Origin of the sequence: Nonomuraea rhodomycinica, assembly GCF_013363995.1 — a bacterium.
GTDB lineage: Bacteria > Actinomycetota > Actinomycetes > Streptosporangiales > Streptosporangiaceae > Nonomuraea > Nonomuraea rhodomycinica.
In genome coordinates this window covers 793760-820078 of the sequence record NZ_JABWGO010000001.1, presented here as the reverse complement: position 1 = coordinate 820078, position 26319 = coordinate 793760, and the positions used below count along the sequence as shown (strand labels likewise).

The following is a 26319-nucleotide window of genomic DNA, read 5'->3' as shown; positions in this document are numbered from 1 at the left end:
CATCGGGCAGGTTCCCGCCCATGGGCACCACATTGAGATCCTTCGGGAGTAGAGGGTGAGAATCATCGGGATCGCCGCGAGCCTCCACGCAGGATCCTTCATCACTAGATTGCTGGCGGCGGTGGGCGGCGAGCTCCCGTCCGGCGTGGACTTCATGCCCTGGACCGGACTCGCCGACGTGCCGCCGTTCACCGCCGGACCCGTGCCCGACCCGCCCTCCGAGCTGCTGCGCCTGGTGGACGACGCCGACGGGCTGCTGCTGATCGCGCCCGAGCACAGCCTGCTGCCCGTCGAGCTCGGCGACGCCCTGCGGTGGCTGTCCGCCTCCGGCGCGCTGACCGGCAAGCACGTCGCGGTGATGAGCGCCAGCGCGCGTCCCTGCGGCGCCATGTGGGCGCAGGCCGAGCTGTACCGGCAGCTCACCGAGGCGGGGGCCGTGGTCATGGGGGCCGAGCTGGTCATCTCGCCGCTCAGCCCGCACTTCGACGAGCGGGGCCGCCTCACCGTGGGACGGCTGCGCGAGCAGGTGCGGGACGTGGTGAGCCGCCTGTGCCCGGCCGCGGTCGGCGAGCCCGTGCCCGTCATGGAGGCCGTGCCGCTCAGGCAACCCGCGGTGAAGCGGGAGGCCGCCCTCACCGCCTGACGGCCCGGACTCACCACTCGCCTCTCCGGCCCGACCGTGTCCCGGTCGGGCCGGACCTGTGTACGGGCGAAAAGCCGTTGGCCGCCGCGCCCGTCCGATCGGTACCGTTGAGGAACAGAACGGACGACAACGACAGGAGCCCACCACGATGCCCGGCCCGCTGGTCGTCAACGACGCGGTCGTCATCCCCGACGCCGAGCTCGTGTGGCGCTTCTCGCGCTCCTCCGGCCCGGGCGGACAGGGCGTCAACACCACGGACAGCCGGGTGGAGCTCAGCTTCGACCTGGCGGCCAGCACCGCGTTCCCGCCGGCGCTCAAGGCGCGCGCCCTCGACCGGCTGGGCACGGCGACCATCACGATCGCCGCCTCGGAGTACCGCTCGCAGCTGCGCAACCGCGAGGCGGCCTGCCAGCGGCTGGCACAGCGCCTGAGGGAGGCGATCGCGCCCCCGCCCAAGCGCCGCCGCCCCACCAAGCCGAGCCGCGGGTCGGTCGAGCGGCGCATCGCCGCCAAGAAGCAGCGCGCCGACCTCAAACGCCTGCGCCGCGACCCCTGACCCGCGCCGCCCCCGAGCGCCCGTCAACTCTTGGCCGCCGCACGCGGGCGTCCGCGCCACCCCCGGACCGCGGCCCGCGGCCCGCAGGCTTCCCCCGCGCCCCGCCCGTTTCGCGCTCTGATGGTGTGATGCAAGCGACATGTGCGACCATCGCCGGGAATCCGCGGGTCTAGTGGGGAGGCGCTGTGGCGGGCATCGTCGGCGTGCACGGAATCGGGAAGTACGACTACTACCTCAACGCCGGGAACTCGGCGAGCGGGGCCGCCGAGGCGATGCGCCTCAAGTGGGACCGCTACTTACACGTGGCGCTCGGCGGCGAACCCCGGCCGTACTTCACCGAGGTCGCCTACTTCTCCCACCTCCTGCGTGACCGCGCCCCCGAGCAGGGGCCGAAGGCGTTCGCCGCCATGGGCGCCGACGCCCACCACGTCCTCGCCGAATGGGCCCGGCAGCGCGGCTGGGGCGAGCACGTCACCGGCGCGCTGCGCACGTTCACGGGATGGCTGCTGACGCGGCTCGACGCCCGCTCGGCCGCGTTCGCCGGGCTGTTCGCGCCCGAGGTGGCCGCGTACCTCACCGATGCCGTCCGGCGGGAGCGGGTGCGGCAGGCCGTCGCCGCGACGATCCGGCGCAACCGGCCGCGCGTCGTCGTCGCCCACTCGCTCGGCAGCGTCGTCGCCTACGAGGCCCTGTGGTCCGACCCCGCGCTCGAGGTGGACCTGCTGCTGACCCTCGGCAGCCCCCTCGGCATGCGCAACGTCGTCTTCGAACGCCTCCTGCCCGCGCCGATCAACGGTCGCGGGGGCCGCCCGCCCGGCGTCCGGCGCTGGGTGAACATCGCCGACAAGGACGACATCGCGGCCATCCCGCCGGACCTGTGCGACAGCTTCACCGGGGTGGACGTCGAGGAGCTGGTCAACCTCGACTGGATCGACTTCCACACGGCCGAGAAGTACCTGGGCTGCCCCGCGCTCGACCCGCATCTGCGACCCTTTCTCGTATGAAGTGGATCGTGTTCGACTACGGCAACGTCCTGTCCAAGTCACCGCCCGAGGCCGACGTGGAGGCGATGGTCCGGGAGTCCGGCGCCGACCCGGAGACGTTCCGGGAGGGCTACTGGAAGCACCGCCACGACTTCGACCTGGGCACGCTGACACCGCGGGAGTACTGGTCGGCGGTCCTGGGCCGGGCTGTGGCCGCCGACGAGGCCGCCCGCCTGGACGCCCTGGACGTGGCGGGCTGGTCGCACCCGGAGGCCGGCACGGTCGCGCTCCTCGGCGAGCTGCTCGCCGCCGGCCGGCCGGTGGGCCTGCTGTCGAACGCCCCCGCCTCCCAGGCCGACGGCCTGGACCAGCTGCCCTGGATCGCGGCGATCCCGCACCGGGTCTACAGCGGCCGGATCGGCATGGCGAAACCCGATCGCGCGATCTACGACCACCTCGCCCGCGAGATCGGCGCAGACCCCGCCGGCGTGGTCTTCGTGGACGACCGGCCGGACAACGTGGCGGGGGCCCGGGCGGCGGGCATGACGGCCGTGGTCTTCACCACGGCCGCCGCGCTCCGCGCCGACCTCGGCCTCTGACGACCACACCCACCGCCCCGAGCCGCTGACCACCGCCCCGGGCCTCCGGCCACCGCGCCCGCCGCTCCGACCGGAGCTGTTCACTCGTACGTGGCGCCGCTGTCATGACCGGGTCAGCGGCGCCGGACATACCTGAGGCGTGAACCGCAGATCCTTCCTCACCGCGGCGGCCGCCGGCCTGGTCACCCAGGCCGCCGACCCTCTCACCTCCCCGGCCCGGGCCTCCGCCTCCCTGGCGCTCAAGAGCGACCCGTTCACGCTCGGCGTCGCCTCCGGCGACCCCTCCACCGGCGGCTTCGTGCTCTGGACCCGTCTGGCCCTCGACCCGCTCGGCGGCGACGGCCGCGGCGGCATGCCCGCCCGCGACGTGGACGTCGACTGGCAGATCGCCACCGACGAGCGCTTCCGCTCCGTCGTCCGCACCGGCACCGCGACCGCCCGCGCGGGCGCGGCGCACAGCGTCCACGTCGAGGTGGACGGCCTGGAGGCGGGCCGCGAGTACTTCTACCGCTTCCGGTCGCAGGGCCGCCTGTCGCCCGCGGGCCGCACCAGGACCACCCCCGCCGTGGAGCGGCCGCTGAGGTTCGCCGTCGCCGCGTGCGCCCACTACGAGCACGGCTACTACACCGCCTACCGTCGCCTGGCCGAGGACGAGCCGGAGCTCGTCGTCTTCCTCGGCGACTACATGTACGAGTACGGCCCCAGCGGCTACACCGCGCTCGCCGGCCGGGTCCGCACCCACACGCCCGGCAAGTGCGAGACGCTGGCCGACTACCGGCTGCGCCACGCCCAGTACAAGAGCGACCCCGACCTCCAGCACGCCCACGCCACCGCCCCGTGGCTGGTCGCCTTCGACGACCACGAGGTGGAGAACAACTGGGCGGGCCCCGTCTCCAGCACCGGCGCGCCCGGGTTCGCCCGCCGCCGCGCCGACGCCTTCCGCGCCTACTACGAGAACATGCCGCTGCGCCGCGCCAGCCTCCAGGGCGCCGTGCTGCGGGTCAACCGGCGCGTCTCCTGGGGCCCGCTGGCCCGCTTCCACCTGCTCGACACCCGCCAGTTCCGCGACGACCAGGCGTGCCTCGACGGCGTACGGGCCGGCTGCGACGACCGGCTGTCGGCGAAGCGGACGCTGCTCGGCTCCGGCCAGTGGAGCTGGCTGGAGAGCGGCCTGCGCGGTTCCGACGCCCACTGGAACCTGCTCGGCCAGCAGATCATGGTGACGCAGCGCGACTACAAGGTCGGGCCCGGCCGCGAGGTGAACCTCGACTCCTGGGACGGCTACGCCCCCGAGCGCACCCGGCTGCTCGGCTCGCTCGCCGCCACCTCCAACCCCGTCGTCCTGACCGGCGACGCGCACATGCACCACCTGGCCGACCTCAAGACCGACTTCGACGACCCCGACGCGCCCGTGGTCGCCAAGGAGCTGATCGCCTCCTCGATCGCCAGCGACGGCGACGGCTACCGCGACAAGGCGTGGATCGCCGAGGCGGTGGCGGAGAACCCGCACATCTCGTTCATCGACCAGCGGCGCGGCTATCTCGTGGGCCGGCTCACCCGCGACGAGCTGTCGGTCGACTACCGGACCCTCGACTACATCTCCCGCAGGGGAGCCCGGGCCAGGACGGCGCACCGCGTCACGATCCCCTCCTCCGCCCAGGCCCGCGCCTGACCACCCTCATCAGGTTCCCGTCGCGTCTGACCACCCTCATCGTCCCCGTGCTCCGCCCAGGCGCCCGTGCCTGAGCGTTCGCTGGGAGGAGGCTGAGGGTTCGCTCAGCGGCCCGGCCACGACCCGTCGGGGAAACCGCCCGCCGAGCCGCCCTCCAGCACCACCTGGTCGCTCTCGCTCAGCCCGGTGGTGACCTGCACGTACTGGTCGCCGCGCACGCCCGTGCGCACCACCCGGGTGGCGTCCCGGCCGCCCGAGCGCACGGTGACCACCGACGTGCCGTCCGCGCGCCCGCGCACCGCCGCGACGGGCACGTACACGGCGTCCGCCGCCGTGCCGGTCGTCACCACCACCGACGCCGTCTGCCCCAGCATGATGCCCGCGGGCGGCTCGTCGAAGGCCAGCGCGACAGAGTAGCGGACCAGGCTGCCGTCCGTGGTGGCGGTCGGGGCGATACGGGTCACCCGGCCCGCGTACCGCTGCCCGGGGCGCGTGGCGAGCGTGATCTGCGCCTTCTGGCCGATCTTGAGCCGGTTCACGTCGGACTCGGTGACCATGGCCTCGACCTGCTGCTCGTCCAGGTCGCCGAGGCTGACGAACGTGCCGCCGCCCGCGGCGTCGCCCGCCCGGCCCGCGACCGACAGGACCGTGCCGGCGGCGGGCGCCACGATGCGGGTGCCCCGCACCGCGTCGGCGGCCTGCTCCAGCGCGGCCTCGGCGCGGTCGACGTTCGCCTGCGCCTGCTCCTCGCTGATTCCGCCCTTCGCGCCGCCGCCCGGCTGGCACGCGCCCTGTGAGGGACGGGCCCCGCTGGAGGGCCGCGCTCCGCTGGAGGGGCGTGCTCCGCTGGACGGACGGGCGGAGGGCCGGCCGGACGGCTTGCCCGTGGGTTCGCCCGTCGTCCTGCCGGTGGGGGCGGCGGTGGCCTTGCCGGTCGGCGTGGCGGTGGGACGGCCGGTGGGTGCGGGGCTCGCCCCGGGGTCGGCGGGGCCGGCGGTGGGTCCGGTGGTGGGTCCCGCCGTGGGCTCGGTGGTCGAGGGCCTGGTGGGGGTGGCGGTCACGGTCGCGGTGGCCGTGACGGTGGCCGTCACCGTGACGGTGACCGTGGGCCGCGGCTCCGGGAGCGTGGGGCCCGGCTCGGGGTCGCCGGAGGGCCCCGACGTGGACGAAGGCGTGGGGGAGGGGGCGCCCTCGGGCGAGGCGGGAGCCCGGGTCGCGACGGCCGCCCGCACACTGAACGCCCCAGCGCCCCCTAGCGCGGCCGCGTCCTGGACGGTGGCGGCCGTGGATCGTGGGGATGGGGGAGTGGCCTGGGGGGCCGCCGTGTCCTGGACGGAAGAGGGGGTGGGTCCTGGGGACGGGGCGGTGCCCTGGAGGGCGGCCGACGTGCCGGCAGAGGTGGTGGGGGAGCAGGTCGAGGGGGTGGCCGTGGACGAGGACGCCTCCTCCAGCGCCTCCCGCGCCGCCGCCAGGTCCGCCTTGGCCGCCTCGTACTGCTCGCGCGCGGCACGCCCGTCGATGCGGGCCAGCACCTGGCCCTTGCGCACCTTGGCCCCGACCTTGACGTACACGCGCGTCACGGTCCCCGAGCCGCCGAAGGCCAGGTCGCGGCGGGAGCCGTCGACCGTGCTGCCCGCGGCCGTCACCGAGGCGGTCACCACGCCCCGCCTGGCCGCCGCGAGCTGGACCCGGACGGCGGCCGGGGCGTCGTCGCGCAGGGCGACGGCCAGGCCGGAGCCGGCCGCCAGGACGGCCAGCGCCAGCGCCCCCAGCGCGAGCGCCTTCGGCCGCGAAAGCCCCGAGAGCCCGGAACGCCCTGAAAGCCCCGAACGCCCCGAAAGCCCCGAGAGCCCCGAGAGCCCCGAGAGCCGCGAAAGACGCGAAGGACGCGAAGGCCCCGAGGGCCCTGAGGGCTTCGAGGGCTCCGAGGGCTCCGAGGGCTCCGAGGGCAGCCCGGGCCGGGAAGTCGGTCTCATGGCCGCCCATCCTGGCGCGGCAGGTTCACGCCCTCCTGCGAGCCGGCTCCGAGTTGGCTGTGTGCCGAGCGGACGGCGGCCGTTGTCAGCGAACCTTCAGCAAGCTCCCGGCTCGGGCGCAGGCTGGTGTGCCAGGGTCACCGCCTGTGAAGGTGTCCCCCCGGCGCAGAGCGCTGACGACCACGACCAGCCGCAGGACGCTGGTGACCAACGGAGCGCTCGCCGTGCTCCTCCTGGGCGGCGCCGCGTTCGCCTACGCCCAGCTCGGCACGGACGAGGCGGCCGGCGAGACGGCCCTGCGGACCGCGACCGCCGCCCGGGGCGGCGTGACCGCCTCCGTGACCGCGTCGGGCTCCGTGGAGAGCGCCAAGAGCAGGGCGCTGACGTTCGGCACCAGCGGCACCGTCGAGCGCGTCAACGTCAAGGCCGGCGACAAGGTGCGCAAGGGCGACATCCTGGCCGAGGTGGACGACGACGCCGCCCGCGAGACGCTGTCGGCGGCCCAGGCCACGCTCGCCTCCGCCACCGAGGACGGCACCTCGACCGCGCAGCTCTACGCCGCCTACGTCAAGGCGCGCAACGCCTACCGCGAGGCCAGGCGGGCCGTCGACGGCACCGTCATCCGGGCGCCCTTCGCCGGCACGGTCACCGCCGTGAACGGCAGCGTCGGCGGCTCCTCGTCCGGCACCGGCTCCGGTCAGACCCAGACCGGCCAGACCGGCCAGACCGGTCAGACAGGTCAGTCCGGTCAAAGCGCCCAATCTTCCCAGCAGAGCACGACCGGGTTCATCGAGCTGGCCGACACCCGCAAGCTCCAGCTCGTCGGCTCGTTCACCGAGTCGGACGCCGGCCGCCTCAAGGTCGGCCAGAGCGCCACCGTCACCTTCGACGCCCTGCCCGGCGTCACCGCCACCGGCAAGGTCAGCCAGATCCAGCCCGTCGCCTCCACCAGCAACAACGTCGTCCAGTACCCGGTCACGATCACCTTCGGCAGCGTGCCCGCGCAGGTCCGCCTCGGCCAGACCGCGACCGTCGAGGTCGTCGTCGGCAGCGCCGAGAACGCCGTCACCGTCCCCACCGCCGCGATCTCCACCAGCGGCGGACGCAGCACGGTCACCCTCCTGCGCGACGGCGCCCAGGTCAGGACCCAGGTCGAGGTGGGCGTGCGCGGCACCGCCACCTCCGAGATCACCTCCGGGGTGTCGGAGGGCGACGTGGTCGTCCTGCCGTCCGTCACCACCGGGACGGGCACGGGCAACGGCCAGCAGCAGCGCGGCTTCGGCGGCGGCTTCCCGGGCGGCGGCCCCGGTGGCGTGCCGGGAGGCGGCCGATGAGCGCCCCCGTCCTGCGCGTGCGCGAGCTCGTCAAGGAGTACGGCGAGGGCGACGCCCGCGTCCGCGCCCTGCGCGGCGTGGACCTCGACGTCGACCAGGGCGACTACGTGGCCGTCATGGGCGCCTCCGGCTCCGGCAAGTCCACGCTCATGAACATCCTCGGCTGCCTCGACGTCCCCACCTCCGGCAGCTACCAGATCGACGGCGCCGACGTGGGCCTGCTCGACGAGCACCAGCTCGCCCTGCTGCGCAACCGCCGGGTCGGCTTCGTCTTCCAGTCGTTCAACCTGATCCCGCGCATGAGCGCCCTCGCCAACGTCGAGCTGCCGCTCGTGTACGGCGGCGTCGGCCAGGCCGAGCGCCGCTCCCGGGCGCTGGCCGCGCTGGAGCAGGTGGGCCTGTCCGACCGGCTGCACCACGAGCCCAACCAGCTCTCGGGCGGCCAGCAGCAGCGCGTCGCCGTCGCCCGCGCGCTCGTCACCGCCCCCGCCCTGCTGCTGGCGGACGAGCCCACCGGGAACCTCGACACCGCCTCCACCCGGGACGTGCTCGACATCCTCGACCGGCTCAGCGCCGCCGGCCGCACGATCGTGGTCATCACCCACGAGGACGACGTCGCCGCGCACGCCAAGCGGGTCATCCGGCTCGTGGACGGCGCGATCGTCGAGGACCGCAGGCAGGCGCCGGTGGACGGCCCGCCGCCGAGGCTCGCGGAGGCGGCCAGGTGAACCGGCTGGAGATCCTCCGCTTCGCGCTGCGCGGCCTGCTGGCCAACAAGATGCGCAGCGCCCTGACCACGCTCGGCATCCTCATCGGCGTCGCCGCGGTCATCCTGCTCGTCGCCGTCGGCGAGGGCTCCTCCCAGAGCATCCAGAAGAACATCCAGCGGCTCGGCGCCAACACCCTGACGATCTCCCCGTCCTTCACCGGCGGGGGCGGCGGCCGGGGCGGCCCCGCGGGCGGCGGCCAGAACACCGGCCCCCGCACCCAGGCGCGGCAGCTCACCCTGGCCGACGCCGAGGCCCTGGCGGACAAGGCCGCCGCCCCGTCGGTGGCCTCCGTCTCGCCGGTCGTGACCGCCGGCTCGGCCACCGCCACCTACGAGGCGGCCAGCCACGGCATCGGCCAGCTCGTCGGCACCTACCCCAGCTACTTCGAGGCCATGAACAGGCAGGTGGCCCGCGGCACGTACTTCTTCAACGACGACGTGCTGGCCGCCCGCAAGGTGATGGTGCTCGGCACGACCGTGGCCGAGGAGCTGTTCGGCGACCTCGACCCGGTGGGCAGGCAGGTCAGCGTGTCGGGCGTGCCGTTCACCGTCGTCGGCGTGCTCAAGGAGAGCGGCTCCACCGGCATGCAGGACGCCGACGACGTGGCCCTCGCGCCGCTGCCGGCCGTCCAGCAGAGCCTCACCGGGTTCGGCTCGCTCGGCTCGATCGTCGTGCGGGCCACCGGCGCGTCCGCCACCGCGACGGCGCAGGCCGAGGTCACGGCCATCCTCAACCAGCGGCACGGCGTCACCGGCACCGCCGCCGCCGACTACCGCATCCTCAACCAGGCCACCCTCCAGGAGACCGTCAGCGCGGCGACCGGCACCTTCACCGTGCTGCTCGGCGCGGTCGCCGCGATCTCGCTGCTGGTCGGCGGCATCGGCATCACCAACATCATGCTCGTCACCGTCACCGAGCGGACCAGGGAGATCGGCATCCGCAAGGCCATCGGCGCGCCCCGGGGCGCCATCCTCGGCCAGTTCCTGATGGAGGCCACGCTGCTGAGCCTCGTCGGCGGGCTGTCCGGGGTGCTGGTGGCCTTCGCCGGCACCCGGTTCACCATCGCCGGCATCGAGCCGGTGCTCGTCCCGTCGTCCGTGGTGCTGGCCCTCGGCGTGTCGGTCGGCATCGGGCTGTTCTTCGGCAGCTACCCCGCCAACCGGGCCGCGAAGCTGCGGCCGATCCAGGCCCTGCGCCACGAGTGACGCCTTCCCCATCCCCGTATCCCCCTCTAGGAGACTGACATGGCCGAGCGTGACAACCCGCTCGACTCCTCGCTCGACTCCTCGCCGTTCCGCGACGACCTGCGCGAGGAGCTGGCCGTCCAGCCCCGCAAGGGACCGTCCAGGGTGACGCTCGCGCTCGGCGCGGGCGTGGCGCTGGTGGCCGGCGTGCTCATCGGCATCCAGGCGCACAAGACGCTGGGCGGCGACGCCGCGCCCGCTGCCGCCGCCGCGGGCGGCCGGCAGTTCGGCGACGCTTCGCAGGGGTACGGCCAGCGCATGGGCGGCATGCCCGGGAACGGCATGCCCGGCTACGGCGGCCAGCCCGGCGGGCAGCCGGGCGGCGGGCAGCCCGGCCAGCGCATGGGCGGCGGCACGGTGGGCACCGTCGAGAAGGTCGAGGACGGCAAGGTATACCTGAAGGCCATGGACGGCTCCACCGTCACCGTCACGACCACCGGCTCGACCACGGTGCAGATCTCCCAGCCCGGCAAGGTGTCCGACCTGGCCACCGGCTCCACCGTCGTGGTGCGCGGCCAGAAGGCCGCCGACGGCTCGCTCGCCGCCGTGTCCATCAGCCAGGGAGGCGGCGCCCGATGAGGGTGCCCGAGGCGCGGCTCCTGGTCGTGGACGACGAGCCCAACATCAGGGAGCTGTTCTCGGCGAGCCTGCGCATGGCCGGCTTCGAGGTGTTCACCGCCGCCGACGGCAGGAGCGCCCTGCGGGTGGCCGAGGAGCGCGCCCCCGACCTCGTCATGCTGGACGTGATGCTGCCCGACCTCGACGGCCTGACCGTCGCCGCGCGGCTGCGCTCGCGCGGCCGGCGCGTCCCGGTGCTGTTCGTCACCGCCAAGGACACCCCCGAGGACCGGCTGGCCGGGCTGGGGCTCGGCGAGGACTACGTCACGAAGCCGTTCAGCCTGGAGGAGGTCATCGCCCGCATCCGGGCCGTGCTGCGCCGCACCAGGCGCGGCGCGCCGCTGCCCAACCGGCTGCGCGCCGGCGACCTGGAGCTCGACGTGGAGACGCACGAGGTGTGGCGCGACGGCCTGCCCGTGCGGCTGTCGCCCACCGAGTTCCGGCTGCTGCGCTACTTCATGCTCAACACCGGCCGCGTGTTGTCGAAGACGCAGATCCTCGAGCACGTCTGGAACGGCGACTGGCGCACCGACGTCGGCCTCGTCGAGTCGTACGTCTCCTACCTGCGCCGCAAGCTGGACACCGGCGAGCGCCGCCACCTGCACACCTTGCGCGGCGTGGGCTATATCCTTCGCCCGCCCAAGGACTGACCCGGGGAGCGTGAGGCATGAGGCGCGGGCGTGAGGCCGTCCGGCAGGTGCGGCGGCGGCTCGCCCGCACCCCGCTGTGGCTGCGGCTGGTCTCGGCGACGCTGCTGATGGTCACGCTGGCCATCGCGCTGACCGGGCTGTTCGCCGTGCGGCTGCTGCGCGGCTACCTCGTCGAGCGGGTCGACCAGCAGCTCCACTCCGCCAGCCGCCCGCCGCGCGTGCCGCCGCCGCCCGACCCCACGCCGGGCAGCCGCGCGCCGGAGCGCTTCTACGGCCTGTTCCACGGCGTGCTCGTCGACGCGGGCGGCGCGGTCGTGCGGCGCTACTCCGAGTCCACCGACGCCTACACCCCCGACCTGCCCCGCCTGACCAGCGCCGACGTCGCCCGCCTCGCCGGCCGGCCGTTCACCGTCGAGTCGGTGCCCGCCGACGGGCCGCTATGGCGGGTGATCGCCGTGCCCGCCCGCGACGGCGCCAGCCGCGTCATCGCGATCAACCTGGGTGACGTGGACGCCACCGTCAGCCAGCTCATGCTCATCGTCGTCGTGGGCGGCGGCGGCACGCTGGCCGTCCTCGGCGTCGCCTGTCACTGGCTCGTGCGGCGCAGCCTGCGCCCCCTCGGCGAGATCGCCCGCACCGCCCGCGACATCGCCGGCGGCGACCTGTCGCGCCGGGTGCCGCTGTGGGCCGCCACCACCGAGGTGGGCCGGCTCGGCCGGGCGCTCAACGGCATGCTCGGCCGCATCGAGGTCGCGGTGCGGGAGCGTGAGGCGGCGGCCGAGGAGGCCCGCCGCTCGGCCACGGCCGCCCAGCGCTCCGAGGAGCTGATGCGCAGGTTCATGGCCGACGCCTCCCACGAGCTGCGCACCCCGCTCACCTCCATCCGGGGCTTCGCCGAGCTGTACCGGCTGAGCGAGGAGCAGAGCCTGGACGAGGCGGTGCGGCTGCTCGGCCGGATCGAGGGCCAGGCCGCCCGCATGGGGCTGCTCGTGGAGGACATGCTGCTGCTGGCCCGGCTCGACCAGCGCCGCGCCCTCGACCGGCGGCCCGTCGACCTGCTGAGCCTGGCCGCGACGGCCGTCATCGACGCGCAGACGCTCGCCCCCGACCGGGTCGTCGAGCTGGTCCGGCTCGACGGGGGAGAGGGGCCCGTGCCGGTGGTGGGCGACGAGCCGCGCCTGGCCCAGGTGCTGGGCAACCTCGTCGGCAACGCGCTCGCCCACACGCCGCCCGGCACGCCGTTCCGCGTCGGGGTCGGCCTGCTCGGGGACCGGGTCGAGCTGGAGGTGGCCGACGAGGGGCCGGGCTTCCCGCCTCGGGTGGCGGAGCTGGTGTTCGAGCGGTTCTACCGGGCCGACCCGGCGCGCGGCACCGGCGGGTCGGGGCTCGGCCTGTCGATCGCGGCCACGCTCGTGGAGGCGCACGGAGGCACGATCACCGCCGCGTCGGAGCCGGGGAAGGGCGCGGTGTTCCGCGTCGTCCTGCCCGCCGCCCCGCCGGGCGCGTACCCGGACGAGTAGCCGCGCGGTCCCGCCGGTGCGTGCCCGGACGAACCGCCGGGCGGCCCACCCGGGTGCGTGCCCGGACGAACCGTCGGGCGGCCCACCCGGGTGCGTGCCCGGACGAACCGTCGGGCGGCCCCGCCGGGTGCGTACCCGGACGCGCGGCCGGGTCGCCCTTCGCGGGGCTATCCCAGGGCGTAGCCGTACAGGCCGGGACCCTCGCCCAGCTCCCGCGCCCGGCCCGGCCGCACCCCCGGGTACGGCCCCGGCCTGCGGGCACCCGGCACGAGCCAGACCGCGCCCTTCTCCGGCTCGGCCACCACCAGCCCGTCCACCCGCCCCTCCATCGGACGGGCGTCCGCCGCCACGGCCGCCGTCGCGCCCTTGGCCGGGGGCGCGGACAGGGCAGGGCCGCGCCGGACCGCCGGCAGCACGGCCGGGACCGCGCCGCGCCCCTTGACCAGCACGTCCCCGTGCCGGGTCAGGCCGCCGGACCGGTCCGAGGCCAGCACCTGCACCGCGTTCTCGCCGGGCACACCGACGGCCAGCTCGTCGTCGCCGTCGCCGTTGAAGTCACCGGCCGCCAGCGCCGCGCCGAACCGGTCGTAGTAGCGCGGCTCGCCCTTCAGCAGCCGCTGCGTCCACGTCTCGCTGCGCGCCCCCCGCAGCCCGGAACGGCCCCCGTAGATCACGTGCACGGCCCCGTCGCCGTAGTCCATCGCCCGCTGGTTGGCGCTCAGCCCCTCGCCGGGCACCCCGACGGCCAGGTCGTCACGGCCGTCGTCGTCGAAGTCGCCCGTCGCCAGCGCCGCCCCGAACGCGTCCCACTTCTCCGCCGCCCCCTTGATCCCGGCGCTGCTCTGGGTCAGCGCCAGGGCCCGGCCGCGCGCGACGTCGAGCACGGTCACGGAGCCCTGGCCGTCCTGGGTGACGCTGTCGGCCGGGGCGCCCACGGCCAGCTCGTCGCGGCCGTCGCCGTCGAAGTCGCCCGTCGCCAGCGCCGCGCCCCACTGGTCGGTGACGTTCGCGGCCTGCCGCACCCACCGGGTCCGCTGGGTGATCTCGTACGGGCCGCGCCCCTTCAGCCAGTAGACGACCACCGAACCGCCCCGCCCGCGCGTGGGCGCGCCCACGGCCAGCTCGTCGCGGCCGTCGCCGTCCAGGTCGCCCGCCGCCAGCGCCGCGCCGAACCGGTCGCTGGACGGGTCGCGCGGCGCGAGCCGCCCGCCCGCGCGCAGCCCCTCCGGCGAGCCGTGGAAGACCTGCACCACACCGTTGCCGTCGCCGCCCGGCACCCGCCGGCCCGCGAACTCCTCCGACACGCCCACGGCCAGGTCGGCGCACCGGTCGCCGTCGAAGTCGCCGGTGGCCAGCGCCGAGCCGAACGCGTCGCCCGGCTCGGCGTCGTCCTGCGTGAGCTTCACCGTGCGGCCGTCGCCGTACAGGACGGTCACCGACCCGGCGCGGCGGTCGTCGTACGGCGCCGCCACGGCCAGGTCGGGACGGCCGTCGCCGTCGAAGTCGGACGGCCCGCCGGCGCACGACCGGGCGATCGCGGCGTGCGGCGCGGCGTGGGCCGCCCCGGAGGCCAGGGGGAGGATCAGACAGGCGGCGAGCAGCGCTTTCATGCCTCCAGTGATGACCGTCCAGGAGGAACCACGCCTGAACGTGACGGGAACGCCCCGAGAGGTCCGGATGCACATCGCCCCCCGCCGGACGGCTCGCGGACGTGACCCGGACCAGCGGCGCGCCGGCCTGGCGCGCCGAGACGCGGGAACCCCGGCGGTGACGGGGATCCATGAGTGGACCGCCCCGGGAACGTGCCAGGATAGACGCGTGGCTATCGACGTGGCGGACATCGATCTCGCGGACCTGGACTTCTGGCGCAGACCCCTCAAGGAACGGCACGAGGCGTTCGCCAGGCTCCGGCAGCTGGAGCACCCGGTGTTCTTCGAGGAGAAGCGGGTGCCGCTGCTGCGTTCCGGCAAGGGCTTCTACGCGTTGGTCCGCCACGCCGACGTGGTGGAGGCCAGCCGCAACGCCAAGGTGTTCTCCAGCGAGCCGGCCGTCACCAACCCCGAGCCGCCGGGCTGGGTCAAGCAGGTGTTCGGCGAGTCCATGGTCAACATGGACGACCCCCGCCACGCCCGCCTGCGCCGCATCGTGACCCGCTCCTTCAGCCCGCGCATGCTGGCCGGGCTGCAGGGCGACATCGAGGCGGCCTGCGCCCGGATCGTGGACGACGTGGTCAAGGACGGCCCCCGCGACTTCGTCCGCCAGGTCGCCGCCCGGCTGCCCATCCACGTCATCTGCGACATGCTCGACATCCCGCAGGAGCTGCGGGAGAAGGTCCACGAGCACGTCGACGTCTCCACCGCCTACACCGGCGTGCGGCCCAGCCTGGCCCGCAGCATCCAGCTCGCCGGCCAGAACATGCTCGCCCTGCTGGCCCTCCAGCGCATGGTGATCAAGCTCGGCCACGAGCGCGCCGCCGACCCCAAGGGCGACCTGATCTCGCTGCTGGTCACCGCCAACCCCGACGGCGAGAAGCTCACCGACAAGGAGCTCGGTTCGTTCTTCGCGCTGCTGCTGGTCGCCGGCAACGAGACCGCCCGCAACACGATGGCCCACGGCATCAAGCTGCTCACCGACAACCCCGCCCAGCGCGAGCTGCTGATGAGCGACTTCGACGGCCACATCAACAACACCATCGAGGAGATGGTCCGCCACGTCTCCCCGATCATGCAGTTCCGCCGCACCGTCACCCAGGACTACTCGCTGCGCGGCCTGGAGCTGAAGCAGGGCGACAAGGTCGTGCTCTTCTACGGCTCCGCCAACCGCGACGAGAGCGTCTTCCCCGACCCCGACACCTTCGACATCACCCGCGACACCAAGCCGCATGTCGGCTTCGGCGGCCCCGGGCCGCACTTCTGCCTGGGGGCCAACCTGGCCCGCCAGGAGCTGCGCACGATGTTCCGCGAGCTGCTCACGCGGCTGCCCGGCGTGCGGGCGGTGGGGGAGCCCGAGCTGCTGCTGTCCAACTTCGACAACAGCGTCCGCAGCCAGGCTTTCACCTTCTAGCGGTCCGGCACCTTCGGGCGGTTCGGCACTTCTGGCGGTCCGGTCTCACGTGTCTTCGGCGATGCGGTCGAGCAGTTCGGTGAGCAGGGCCTGTTCGCCCGGGGTGAGCACCTTGGTCCGCGGGAGCAGGGCGCGCAGGGCGAGTGCCGCGCCGGCCGGCCCCGGCGTCTCGGCGGCGGGGGTGCCGGTCGTGATCGCGGCGATGACCGCCTCCCTGGCCAGGTGGGACACGCTGACGTCCCGGCGGTCCTCGGGGGCGGCGATGAGGGCGAGCGTGGTGCCGCCGCCGACGGCATGGACCAGCCGGGTGGCGCGCTCCTCGTCGATCCGCAGCCGCCCGGCCTCGGCGATCCGGCGGATGTGGGCGCCGAGGATGTCCAGCGCGGCCGAGGTGGCGGGCGGCTCGACACCGGGGCGCGGCTCGGCGTACAGGAGGGCGTACAGGGCCGGGTTGGCGAGACCGAACTCCAGGTTGAGGTTCCAGCCGGTGCGCAGGTCCTCGACCGGATCATCGGTGGGCTGAAGGCCGGCCTTCGCGCCGAGATGCGTCGCCAGGCCGCGCGCCGCGACCGCGTCGAGCAGCCCCTGCTTGTCGCCGAAGAGCCGGTAGATGGTCGGGGCCTGGACGCCCGCCGCGGCGCTGACCGCGCGGGTGGACACCGCTTCGCGTCCGCCTTCCGCGAGCAACCGGGTGGCGGCGGCGATGATCCGTGCGCGGTTGTCCTCCATGTTTCCAATGATAACGGAACATTGTTAGCAGTTTGCGTAATCGGTGGAAACATGCAAGCGTTATCAGTGGAAACAGCGCGTCACCGCGTCACAGGAGGCTTTCTTGATCGTCGTCACCGCTCCCACCGGCCGGATCGGCCGCCAGGTCCTCGACGCCCTGCTCACGGCCGGCCGGCCGGCGCGGGTGATCGCCCGCGAGCCGGCCCGCCTGGCGCCGGGGACACGCGAGCAGGTGGAGGTCGTGCGGGGCTCGCACCGGGACCCCGCGGTCCTCGCCGAGGCGTTCCAGGGCGCCGACGCCGTCCTGTGGCTGGTCCCGCCGAACCCCCGCACGGCGGACCCCGAGGGCCACTACCTCGACTTCACCCGCCCGGCCTGCGACGCCTTCAAGGCGCACGGCGTCACGCGCGTCGTCGGCGTCACCAGCCTGGGCCGCGCCTACGGCAAGCACGCCGGGCTGCTGTCGCCGGCGTTCGCGATGGACGACCTGATCGAGAGCTCCGGGGTCGGCTATCGGGCCCTGGCCATGCCGTTCTTCATGGAGAACCTGCTCGCCCAGGCGGAGGCGGTCAGGACGCGGGGCACGTTCGCGCTGGCCAACGCGGCGGACCGCCCGCTGGCGACCGTCGCCACCCGCGACATCGCCGCCACCGCCGCCGCCCTGCTGAGCGACGACTCCTGGAGCGGGCAGGAGACCGTCCCGGTGATCGGCGACACGCTGTCCCCCGACGACATGGCGCAGGTCATGTCCGAGGTGCTGGAGCGCCCGGTCCCCTTCCAGCAGCTCGACGCACGGACCTACAAGGAGACGATGCTGCGGTACGGCATGAGCGAGGCATGGGCGCAGGGCCTGGTGGACATGGCCGCCGCACAGGACGACGGCATCTACGACGCCGAGCGGAAGGCCCTGGCCGCACCCGCGCCCACCGGCTTCCGCCAGTGGTGCCAGGAGGTGCTCAGGCCCGCCGTCCTGGCCCGCTGACGCGCGGGCGGGCGCCGGAGCCCGCGGGAGCCGTGACTCAGCGGTCGGCTCGTTCCGCGGCGAGCACGTTCGTCCTGATCGCCAGGAACGTGATGGCCGCTGAGACGAACATCATCACCGCGCTGACCACCATCGCGGCCCGGAAACCCGCGTCGAACACCGCCGGCCGCTCGAACGCGTCGCCGACCAGGCCCACCAGGGGCGGCACGGCGGCCACCGCGAGCAGGCTGCCGGTACGGGCCACCGCGTTGTTGACGCCGCTGGCCGTGCCCGCGTACCGCTCCTCGGCGGTGGCCAGCACGGTCGCCGTCAGCGGCGCCACCGCCGCCGACAGGCCGAGGCCGAAGACCGCCACCGCGGGCAGCACCTGGAGCGCGTACGACGCGCCGGTGGAGATCGTGCTCATCCACAGGAAGCCCAGTCCCGCCACGACGATGCCCAGCGTCATCGGCAGGCGCGGCCCGTACCGCTTGGCCACCTCACCGGCCGCGGGCGAGAGCACCAGCATCAGCACCGTCGTCGGCAGCAGGGCCAGGCCCGCCGCGACCGGCTTGAACCCGGACACCACCTGGAGCTGCACCACCAGCAGGAAGAACACCACGCCCATCGCCGCGTACATGATCAGCGTCACCACGTTCACCGCCGTGAACACCCGGTCGCGGAAGATCCCCACGGGCACCAGCGCGTCCGGCGAGCGCCGCCGTTCGACCAGCACGAACGCCACGCTCAGCGCCACGCCCACGATCAGCGGCACGGGCGCGCTCAGGTCGATCAGCCCGTACGTGATCCCGGCCAGCGCCAGCGCCGCGAGCGCCGCGCCCAGCACGTCGAAACGGCCGGCGGCCTGCTCGTCCCGGCTCTCGGGCACGTGCCGGACGGCGACCAGCACCACCAGCGCCGCGAACGGCAGGTTGAGCAGGAACGCCCAGCGCCAGCCCGCCCACTCCACCAGCCAGCCGCCGAGCAGCGGTCCCACGGCGGCGGCCACCCCGCCCAGCCCCGACCAGGCGCCCACGGCGCGCGGCCGGTCGGCCTTCTCGAACGACGCCTGGATGATCGCCAGCGACCCCGGGGTGAGCAGCGCCCCGCCCACGCCCTGCAACGCCCGCGCCGCCACCAGGAAACCGACGTCGGGCGCCAGCCCGCACATCGCGGAGGCGACCGCGAACCACACCGTGCCGATGAGGAACACCTTGCGCCGGCCGTACCGGTCGCCCAGCGACCCGCCCAGCAGGATGAGCCCCGCCAGCGTCAGCGTGTACGCGTTGACCGTCCACTGCAGGCCGGACATGCCCGCGTCCAGCTCCTTGCCCAGGAAGGGCAGGGCGACGTTGACGATCGTGCTGTCGAGCATCGTCAGGCCGGAGCCGAGAACGGTGGCCGCGAGGATCCACCGCCCCCGGGCGCTGCCGAGGCTGATGTGGCCGTTCTCCATGCGCCCATCCTGTCACCGCTCTCTGGTAGACCTTGATCTCCCCCTACCTGGAGACCCGATGACCATCCACGCCCACCTCGACACCTTCCACGGCCTGCCGGTCCGCTGGGTCGGCCTCGACCCGGCGACGTCGTCGGCCGCCCCCGACACCGTGGCCTGGCGCGTGCAGGCCCCCTACGCAGAGGACGAGCCGACGCTCCAGCAGCGGTTCGAGGAACTGCTCGCCAGGGTCGAGCCCACGCGCATCCGGGCGCTGGTCATCGGCTGGTGGGGCCCCGGCTGGGACGGCGCGCGCGGCGACATCCCGATCCGGATGCTCGCCGAGGCGGCCGACCGGCTGCCGGCGCTGGAGGCGATCTTCCTCGGCGACATCGTCGCGGAGGAGTCCGAGATCTCCTGGATCGAGCAGGACGACGTCACGCCGCTGCTCGACGCCTACCCGCGCCTGCGCCGGCTGGAGGTGCGCGGCGGCACCGGGCTGCGCCTGCGGCCCGTCACCCACGACGCGCTGGAGGTGCTCAGGTTCGAGACCGGCGGCCTGCCCGCGTCGGTGGCGCGCGCCGTCGGCGAGAGCTCCTTCCCCGCGCTGCGGCACCTGGAGCTCTGGCTCGGCAGCGAGGACTACTCCGGCGACTCCCGGCCCGCCGACTGGACGGGCATCCTCGACGGCTCCGGCCTGCCCGCCCTGCGCCACCTCGGCCTGCAGGACAGCGATATCCAGGACGAGGTGTGCGCCGCCGTGGCCGCCGCCCCGGTGGTCGCCCGCCTGGAGTCCCTGAACCTGTCGATGGGCGTCCTGACCGACACCGGGGCCGAGGCGCTGCTGTCCGGCCGGCCGCTGACCCACCTGAGGAGCCTCGACCTGAGCCACCACTACCTGAGCGAGGCGATGACGCAGCGGCTGCGCGCCGCGCTGCCCGGGGTGGAGCTCGACCTGTCCGGCCGCCAGGATGCCGGCAAGAAGTGGCGCTACGTCGCGGTGTCGGAGTGACCCGGGCCCCGGTGGCGCCGCCGGTCGCCGTCGTCGGCACGCCGGGCGACCGGCGGGTCACCCTGTTCGCCGCCGCGCTGCGCCGCCGGGGTCTGCCGGAGCCGCACGTGGTCGCCTGGCGCGACGTGCTCGGCGGGGATGACGTGGAGAACGCCTGGGCGCCGCGCCTCCCCGGCCTCCCCGAGGGGGCGCTGGTCCGGGTCGAGTCGCCGGGCGAGGACGCGGCGGCCGACGCGCTGCTGCGCGGCCCCGGCGACCCGACCCGCGTCGGCGGCGGCGCCACCTGGCACACCCGCTTCGTCCGCGCGCTGGAGGCGGTCCGGGACGCGGTGGACCGCACCCCCGGAGCGCGCCTGGCGGGCGACGTCGGGGAGATCGCGGTGATGTTCGACAAGCGGCTGTGCCACGCCCGGCTCGCGGCGGCCGGCGTGCCGGTCCCGCCCGCCCTGCCGGGCCCGATCACCGGCTACCCGGGGCTGCGGGCCGCGATGCGCGCGGCGGGCTGGGCCCGGGTGTTCGTCAAACCGGCCCACGGCTCGTCCGCCTCGGGTGTGGTGGCGTTGCAGGCGCGCGGTCCGCGGATCAAGGCCACCACGTCCGTGGAGCGGGGGCCCGCGGGCACGCTGCACAACTCCCTGCGGGTGCGCTCGTACGAGCGGGAGGCGGACGTCGCGGCGATCGTCGGCGCCCTGGCGCCCGACGGGCTGCACGTCGAGCGCTGGTTCCCCAAGGCGTCCGTCGGCGGGCGCGTGTTCGACCTGCGGGTGGTGGTGATCGGCGGCCGGCCCACCCACGCGGTCGCGCGCACCAGCCACGCCCCCATGACCAACCTCCACCTCGGAGGCCGGCGGGGAGACCTCGCCGCGGTCCGCGCCGCCCTGGGGGAGCCCGCATGGGCGCGGGCCATGGACGTCTGCTCCCGGGCCGCCGCCTGCTTCCCCGGGAGCCCGGCCGTCGGCGTGGACCTCATGGTGGGGGCCGGCCGGTGGGAGCCGGCGGTGGCCGAAGTCAACGCGTTCGGCGACCTGCTGCCGGGCCTGACCGGGCTGCCCGGCGGCGGCGCCGAGGGCCTGGACACGTACGAGGCGCAGGTGGAGCTGCTCCTGGGGTCCGTACCGACGGCGGGCCGTCGATGACCGGCACACGCGGGGAGGGCTCCACGGGGAGCAGCCGTGAGGACCGCGCCGGCGCGGTGCCGACCGCGAGGGAAGGGTCCGGAAGCGGGACGCCCATGAGGGACATGCACGCGGTGATCGGCACGCACGACCTGCTGCTGGTCACGCTCGACACGTTGCGGTACGACGTCGCCGCCGGGGAGCTGGCCGCGGGCCGGCTGCCCACCCTGGCCCGGGTGCTGCCCGGCGGCCGGTGGGAACGCCGGCACACGCCCGGCAGCTTCACCTACGCCGCCCACGCCGCGATGCTGGCCGGATTCCTGCCCACGCCGGTCACCCCCGGCCCGCACCCGAGGCTGTTCGCCGCCGCCTTCCCCGGCAGCGAGACCACCGCGCCCGGCACCTGGCGCTTCGACGCCGCCGACCTGCCCAGCGGTCTCGCCCGGGCGGGCTACCACACGATCTGCGTCGGCGGCGTGGGCTTCTTCAACAAGCTCACCCCGCTCGGCTCGGCGCTGCCGGCGCTGTTCGCCGAGTCGCACTGGGAGCCGGGGTTCGGCGTGACCGCGCCCGACTCCTTCGAACGGCAGCTCGACCGGGCCGAGACCGCCGTCAGGAGGGCCGCCGGGCCCGTGTTCCTGTTCGTCAACGTCTCGGCGCTGCACCAGCCCAACTGGTTCCACCTGCCGGGCGCCACCGGCGACGACCCGGCCACGCACGCCGCCGCCCTGCGCTACGTCGACCGGCACATCGCGAGGCTGTTCGCCCTGATGAGCGAGCGGCGGCCGTGCCTGGCCATCGTCTGCTCCGACCACGGCACCGCGTACGGGGAGGACGGGCACACCGGCCACCGCATCGGCCACGAGGTCGTGTGGACCGTCCCCTACGGCGAATTCGTCCTCGAGAAGGGATCCTGGCGGTGACCTCGCCCTACCAGGGATACGTCTACTCCTACCCGCACAAGACCGCCTACCGGCCGCTGGAGCCGCGGCCCGCGTTGCGCGAGGTGTGGGCGCGGGAGCCGGACCAGGCGCTCTTCCTGTACCTGCACGTGCCGTTCTGCGAGATGCGGTGCGGGTTCTGCAACCTGTTCACCCGCACCGGCGCGCCCGCCTCCCTGGTGGCGGCCTACCTCGACGCGCTCGGCCGCCAGGCGGCCGTGACCCGCGAGGCGCTCCCCGAGGCCCGGTTCGCGGCGGCGGCGATCGGCGGCGGGACACCCACCTACCTGGAGGCGGGAGAGCTGGCCAGGCTCCTCGACATCGCCGAGGACGTCATGGGGGCCGATCTGCGGGCCGTCCCGTTCGGCGTGGAGACCTCGCCCGCCACCGCGACGCCCGACCGGCTGGCCGTCCTCGCCGAGAGGGGCGTCACCCGCGTCTCGATCGGCGTGCAGAGCTTCCTCGACGCCGAGGCGCGGGCCGCGGTGCGCCCGCAGCGGCGCGCCGAGGTCGAGGCCGCGCTCGCCGCCATCAGGGCGGCCGGGCCGCCCGTACTCAACCTCGACCTGATCTACGGCATCGACGGCCAGACGGAGGAGTCCTGGCTGTACTCGCTCGACGCGGCGCTGGCGTGGCGGCCGGAGGAGATGTACCTGTACCCCCTGTACGTGCGGCCGCTCACCGGGCTCGGGCTGCGGCCGGGCGCGTGGGACGACCAGCGGCTGCGCCTGTACCGGGCGGGCCGCGACCACCTGCTGGGGGCGGGCTACGAGCAGGTGTCGATGCGCATGTTCCGCCGCCGCGCGGCCACCTCCCCCGCGCCGGGAAGCCCGTACGGCTCCTCGCCGGAGGGCTCGCACGGCTCCTCGCTGGAGGGCTCGCACGGCGCTTCACCGGGGGGCTCGCACGGCGCGTCGCCGGGGGAGGAGTACAGATGTCAGCGCGACGGGATGGTCGGGCTCGGCTGCGGCGCCCGTTCCTACACCGAGCGGCTGCACTACTCGTTCGAGTACGCCGTGGCCGTCCGCCACGTCCGCGCGATCATCGACGACTACGTGCGGCTGCCGCGCGAGGAGTTCGCCCGCGCCAACGCCGGCTTCGCGCTCGACGCCGCCGAACGCCGCCGCAGGCACCTGCTCCAGTCGCTCCTGCAGGCGGCTGGCCTCGACCGCGCCGCCTACGCGGAACGTTTCGGCACCGACGTGCTGGACGACTTCGACCTGGAGGGCTACGCGGAGCGCGGCTGGCTCGACCACGACGCCGAGCGCGTCCGGCTCACCGCCGAAGGGCTCGCCCACTCCGACGCCGTCGGGCCCGCGCTGTTCTCCGCCCGCGTCCGGGAGTTGATGGACACCTATGACCACCGCTGACCTGACCACCGCTGACCGCCTCCCGCACCGTCCAGCCGGCGGCCCGCACGAGCAGTCCTCCGCCGCCGGGCCCGCGCGTTTGACGATCCTCTACCGAGGCCCCCTCGCGAGCTGCGACTACGACTGCCCCTACTGCCCGTTCGCCAAGCGACGCGACACACCCGAGCAGCTGCGGGTCGACCGGGCGGCGCTGGAGCGGTTCGTCCGGTGGGTGTCGGAGCAGGATTTCAGCGTCTCCGTGCTGTTCACCCCGTGGGGCGAGGGTCTCGTGCGGTCGTGGTACCGGCGCGCCATGCTGCGGCTCAGCCGTCTCGCCCACGTGCCCCGGGTCGCCATCCAGACGAACCTCAGTGGCCGGACGGACTGGCTCGACCAGGCGGACCTCGACACGCTCGCCCTGTGGGCCACCTACCACCCGGGCCAGGTGTCCCACGACCGCTTCATCCAGAAATGTCATGACTTGTCCGGCAGGGGGGTGCGGTACAGCGTGGGCGTGGTCGGCCTCCCGGAGCACCTCGACGCCGCCCGCCGCCTGCGCGCCGACCTGCCCGGCGGCGTCTACCTGTGGGTGAACGCCGCCGAAGGCCGCCTCTACACCGACGAGGAGGCGGCCGACTGGGCCGCGCTGGACCCCCTCTTCGCCGTGAGCCGCGACCCGCATCCCAGCCTCGGACTGCCGTGCCGTACCGGAGAGAGCGTGATCTCCGTGGACGGGGAGGGCGACGTGCGGCGCTGCCACTTCGTGCGGGGACGCCTCGGCAACCTGTACGACGGAACGGCGCTGGCGGCGCTCCGCCCGCGCCCCTGCCCGCTGGCGGTGTGCGACTGCCACATCGGCTACGTGCACCTGGAGCCGCTCGGTCTGTACGACACCTTCGCGGGCGGAGTCCTGGAACGCATCCCCGCGGGCTGGCCGCACCGGCCGCGGGACTCCGCCCCCTCCCGGCAGCGGACCGCGCCCTGAGCCCGCCCACGCCCCCCGACCCTGCCCCGTCCGGCTCCGGGCCCCGGTCCCGATCAGGCGCCGGACCCGCCTCCGACCGCCTTCGGGGAGCTCTAGGACCGTGCGGTCCGTGCGAAACGGCCGTCCGGAGCGGGCGGCGGTCAGCGCGGAGGGCGGCTGCCGAGTGCGCGCAGGACGAAGTCCGACACCAGCTCGGTGGCCCTGTCCACGGTGATCGCCCCGCTCACCAGGGGCACCCGCTCCGCGCCGATCACCGCGAGCACCATGCGCGCCGTCGCCGTCACGTCCGGCACCTCGAACTCGCCCGACGCGGCGCCGCTCTCCAAGATCTCCGTGAGGATCCGCTGCATCGGCGCCACGTGCTCGGCCAGCCGCTGGTAGGCGTCCGGGCCGAGGGCGGCGCCGAGGTCGGCGGGGCCGGGGTGCGGGTGGGCGACGAGGCCGGCGAGCTGGAGCCGCACGTACGCGCGCAGCCGTTCCGCCGGGGTGGCCCCGTCGGCCAGTTCGCGTTCGTAGCTCTCGATGAAGTAGCCGGTGACCTGCTCGGTGAAGGCGAGCAGCAGCGCCGCCTTGTCGGGATAGTAGTTGTAGAGCGCGGTCCGGGTGATGCCCGCCTCGTGCGCCACGTCCGTCATCGAGAGCGCGTCGATGCCCTGCTCACGCGACAGTCGTGAGACCGCCTGGAGGATGCGCTCGCGCGTGCGGGCGCGGTGCTCACCGATGGTGGCGGCGGAGATCCGGGGCATAGGGCCATCGTAGGCCGCGCGTACGCCACGGGAAGGGGCGAACGTACGGCCGGAGACGTGCCGCCGTCAGGCGACCGCGCGGACGGCGTCGAGGAGCTCGGCCAGGACCTCGGTGTTGAGCTGGTAGGCCAGCTTCACCTCACGGATGACGCGCTCCCGCTCCCGCTCGTCGAGGGTCTCCCCGAAGGCGTCCAGCCGCGACCGGTACTCCCGCTTGAACCTCGGCAGGCTGCCCACCTGGTCGAACAGGTAGAAGTCGACCCCGCCGCCCTTCGCGTACCCGTAGATGCGCTGGAGCTCCATCCGGATGAACTGCCCGCCCGACAGGTCGCCCATGTAGCGGGTGTAGTGGTGGGCGACGTACCCGCCGGGCCAGCCGGCCATCTGCTCGATCCGGGCCACGAGGGTGCGGGTCGCCTTGGACGGGGCGATCCGGTCGCGCCATCCGTCGCCGTAGATGGTGGCGAGGTCGCGTTCCAGCGCCGGTTCGCGGTACAGCTCGGGGAACACGAACCTGCCCGCCACCGGGTGGTCCGCCAGCTCGCGGGACACGCCGTCGAGAGCCGCGTACGCGAAGTGGTGCTGCGCGACCATCTCGCCGTACTCGGCGGCGCTCAGCCGCCCGCCCATGAGCTCCTTGAGATAGCTCTCGCCCTCGGCCGCCTCGTGGTCTCCCCACGTGGCGTTCCTCAGCGCTTCGGAGAACGACGTCACACTTCACCCCACCGTGTACCAGTGTTTCATGACACAGTGTCACAAACCTGCGGCCGTCTCGTCAAGAGGATGACGACACAGTGTCGTGAAACCTGTGGCTCCCTGCTGCCTGCCCCGCCAGCCGCGCCTGAAACCGGAAATTTCCCGATAGAAGCGGTGTTGGTATTGCGCAAACCGCCTTTTTCTTGAAAGCGGATAATCGCCGCGTTTCTTTAATTCGGTGCGCGCGTTGTTGGACGGCGAAGCGGGTCGGGACCAGTACGATCCTGGGAGAAAATTGATCCGAGCTTGATTCACGAGTACGTGCGCGAGGCGGTGTTGATGTTATGTACGCTTCGATCGAGAGGGCGCCCCATGCTCTCCGAGTCGAACGTGAACGCAATTCATATTCGCGTTCGATGAATGACGTGAAATCGGATGATTGATCATCTTGCGCCGGGTCTCCCGGCTCCCCGGCGGGGAGGCGAGGGGGACGGCGGCTTCCTGTTGCAGCAGGAGTCGTCCCCCTCGTCCCGTCGGCGCCCCGTCACGCACAACGAAGGCGACTCGACATGACTCAACACCAGTTCCCCATGTTCGTCACCCCTCATGAGGCCGGCGCCTCCTCGATGGCGAACAGCTACTCAGCGTATCTGCTCGGTCACCGGCATGCCGGGCGAACTCCTGCGCACGACCAGACCGGCGAACCCGCGGCCGAAGGTGAC

Annotated in this window: 24 protein-coding genes; 18 read left to right on the top strand and 6 right to left on the bottom strand. The window is 74.1% G+C overall.

Annotation, left to right across the window (positions count from 1 at the left end; all coding sequences use genetic code 11):
- Positions 1-55 precede the first annotated feature (55 nt).
- From HT134_RS03870 to HT134_RS03850, 5 genes are all read left to right on the top strand, one after another.
- On the top strand, positions 56-643 hold the full coding sequence (locus tag HT134_RS03870) for an NADPH-dependent FMN reductase (protein WP_175598836.1): 588 nt from the start codon (positions 56-58) through the stop codon (positions 641-643).
- 148 nt (positions 644-791) lie between these two features.
- The gene (arfB, locus tag HT134_RS03865; RefSeq protein ID WP_175598835.1) at positions 792-1199 is read left to right on the top strand and encodes an alternative ribosome rescue aminoacyl-tRNA hydrolase ArfB; all 408 of its coding nucleotides are present in this window, start codon (positions 792-794) and stop codon (positions 1197-1199) included.
- A gap of 185 nt (positions 1200-1384) precedes the next feature.
- The gene (locus tag HT134_RS03860; RefSeq protein ID WP_175598834.1) at positions 1385-2203 is read left to right on the top strand and encodes a hypothetical protein; all 819 of its coding nucleotides are present in this window, start codon (positions 1385-1387) and stop codon (positions 2201-2203) included.
- On the top strand, positions 2200-2781 hold the full coding sequence (locus HT134_RS03855) for an HAD family hydrolase (RefSeq protein WP_175598833.1): 582 nt from the start codon (positions 2200-2202) through the stop codon (positions 2779-2781). The genes HT134_RS03860 and HT134_RS03855 overlap by 4 nt, the downstream gene beginning before the upstream one ends.
- Before the next feature lie 139 nt (positions 2782-2920).
- Positions 2921-4453: an alkaline phosphatase D family protein gene (locus HT134_RS03850; RefSeq protein ID WP_175598832.1), complete on the top strand. Its 1533-nt coding sequence runs from the start codon at positions 2921-2923 to the stop codon at positions 4451-4453.
- A gap of 104 nt (positions 4454-4557) precedes the next feature.
- On the opposite strand, the gene HT134_RS03845 is transcribed toward HT134_RS03850, so the two are convergent.
- Positions 4558-6429: an efflux RND transporter periplasmic adaptor subunit gene (locus tag HT134_RS03845; RefSeq protein WP_175598831.1), complete on the bottom strand. Its 1872-nt coding sequence runs from the start codon at positions 6427-6429 to the stop codon at positions 4558-4560.
- Between the two features lie 146 nt (positions 6430-6575).
- On the opposite strand from HT134_RS03845, the gene HT134_RS03840 reads away from it, so the two are divergent.
- The 6 genes from HT134_RS03840 to HT134_RS03815 are packed head-to-tail and all read left to right on the top strand — an operon-like array spanning position 6576 to position 12565.
- On the top strand, positions 6576-7763 hold the full coding sequence (locus HT134_RS03840; protein WP_312887950.1) for an efflux RND transporter periplasmic adaptor subunit: 1188 nt from the start codon (positions 6576-6578) through the stop codon (positions 7761-7763).
- Complete coding sequence (locus HT134_RS03835) at positions 7760-8491, top strand: ABC transporter ATP-binding protein (protein ID WP_175598830.1); 732 nt, start codon at positions 7760-7762, stop codon at positions 8489-8491. Before HT134_RS03840 ends, HT134_RS03835 begins: the two co-directional genes overlap by 4 nt.
- Positions 8488-9738, top strand: a complete 1251-nt coding sequence (locus HT134_RS03830) for an ABC transporter permease (RefSeq protein WP_175598829.1) — start codon at positions 8488-8490, stop codon at positions 9736-9738. The genes HT134_RS03835 and HT134_RS03830 overlap by 4 nt, the downstream gene beginning before the upstream one ends.
- 39 nt (positions 9739-9777) lie before the next feature.
- Positions 9778-10356, top strand: coding sequence for a DUF5666 domain-containing protein (locus HT134_RS03825; RefSeq protein ID WP_175598828.1), 579 nt, complete (start codon positions 9778-9780; stop codon positions 10354-10356).
- Entirely contained in the window at positions 10353-11045 is a 693-nt protein-coding gene (locus tag HT134_RS03820) for a response regulator transcription factor (protein WP_175598827.1), read from the top strand. The genes HT134_RS03825 and HT134_RS03820 overlap by 4 nt, the downstream gene beginning before the upstream one ends.
- Positions 11046-11062: 17 nt before the next feature.
- On the top strand, positions 11063-12565 hold the full coding sequence (locus HT134_RS03815) for a sensor histidine kinase (protein WP_175598826.1): 1503 nt from the start codon (positions 11063-11065) through the stop codon (positions 12563-12565).
- Positions 12566-12732: 167 nt separating this feature from the next.
- Here HT134_RS03815 and HT134_RS03810 read toward each other — a convergent pair whose 3' ends face one another.
- The gene (locus tag HT134_RS03810) at positions 12733-14175 is read right to left on the bottom strand and encodes an FG-GAP and VCBS repeat-containing protein (RefSeq protein ID WP_175598825.1); all 1443 of its coding nucleotides are present in this window, start codon (positions 14173-14175) and stop codon (positions 12733-12735) included.
- Between the two features lie 208 nt (positions 14176-14383).
- Between HT134_RS03810 and HT134_RS03805 the strand changes: the two genes are divergently transcribed.
- Positions 14384-15628, top strand: coding sequence for a cytochrome P450 (locus HT134_RS03805; RefSeq protein ID WP_312887949.1), 1245 nt, complete (start codon positions 14384-14386; stop codon positions 15626-15628).
- 45 nt (positions 15629-15673) lie between these two features.
- Here HT134_RS03805 and HT134_RS03800 read toward each other — a convergent pair whose 3' ends face one another.
- Positions 15674-16357, bottom strand: a complete 684-nt coding sequence (locus HT134_RS03800) for a TetR/AcrR family transcriptional regulator (protein ID WP_175598824.1) — start codon at positions 16355-16357, stop codon at positions 15674-15676.
- A 103-nt stretch (positions 16358-16460) separates the two neighbouring features.
- Here HT134_RS03800 and HT134_RS03795 point away from each other — a divergent pair, with 103 nt between their 5' ends.
- Complete coding sequence (locus HT134_RS03795; protein WP_175598823.1) at positions 16461-17339, top strand: NAD(P)H-binding protein; 879 nt, start codon at positions 16461-16463, stop codon at positions 17337-17339.
- Positions 17340-17376: 37 nt separating this feature from the next.
- On the opposite strand, the gene HT134_RS03790 is transcribed toward HT134_RS03795, so the two are convergent.
- Positions 17377-18774 (bottom strand): MFS transporter, encoded by a 1398-nt coding sequence (locus HT134_RS03790; RefSeq protein WP_175598822.1) that lies wholly within the window; start codon positions 18772-18774, stop codon positions 17377-17379.
- Positions 18775-18832: 58 nt separating this feature from the next.
- Here HT134_RS03790 and HT134_RS03785 point away from each other — a divergent pair, with 58 nt between their 5' ends.
- The 5 genes from HT134_RS03785 to HT134_RS03765 all read left to right on the top strand — a co-directional run bounded on the left by HT134_RS03785 (position 18833) and on the right by HT134_RS03765 (position 24155).
- Positions 18833-19765 (top strand): STM4015 family protein, encoded by a 933-nt coding sequence (locus HT134_RS03785; protein ID WP_175598821.1) that lies wholly within the window; start codon positions 18833-18835, stop codon positions 19763-19765.
- Entirely contained in the window at positions 19762-20901 is a 1140-nt protein-coding gene (locus HT134_RS03780) for an STM4014 family protein (protein WP_312887948.1), read from the top strand. The genes HT134_RS03785 and HT134_RS03780 overlap by 4 nt, the downstream gene beginning before the upstream one ends.
- 95 nt (positions 20902-20996) lie before the next feature.
- Positions 20997-21803 carry an STM4013/SEN3800 family hydrolase gene (locus tag HT134_RS03775; protein ID WP_175598820.1) on the top strand — a complete coding sequence of 269 codons (807 nt, stop codon included), beginning with the start codon at positions 20997-20999 and terminating at the stop codon, positions 21801-21803.
- Complete coding sequence (locus HT134_RS03770) at positions 21800-23191, top strand: STM4012 family radical SAM protein (protein ID WP_175598819.1); 1392 nt, start codon at positions 21800-21802, stop codon at positions 23189-23191. The genes HT134_RS03775 and HT134_RS03770 overlap by 4 nt, the downstream gene beginning before the upstream one ends.
- Positions 23178-24155 carry an STM4011 family radical SAM protein gene (locus HT134_RS03765; RefSeq protein ID WP_175598818.1) on the top strand — a complete coding sequence of 326 codons (978 nt, stop codon included), beginning with the start codon at positions 23178-23180 and terminating at the stop codon, positions 24153-24155. The genes HT134_RS03770 and HT134_RS03765 overlap by 14 nt, the downstream gene beginning before the upstream one ends.
- Before the next feature lie 140 nt (positions 24156-24295).
- On the opposite strand, the gene HT134_RS03760 is transcribed toward HT134_RS03765, so the two are convergent.
- The gene (locus tag HT134_RS03760; RefSeq protein ID WP_175598817.1) at positions 24296-24901 is read right to left on the bottom strand and encodes a TetR/AcrR family transcriptional regulator; all 606 of its coding nucleotides are present in this window, start codon (positions 24899-24901) and stop codon (positions 24296-24298) included.
- 66 nt (positions 24902-24967) lie between these two features.
- A complete protein-coding gene (locus HT134_RS03755) occupies positions 24968-25615 on the bottom strand; it encodes a biliverdin-producing heme oxygenase (protein ID WP_175598816.1) in 648 nt (215 codons plus the stop codon).
- Positions 25616-26319 lie beyond the last annotated feature (704 nt).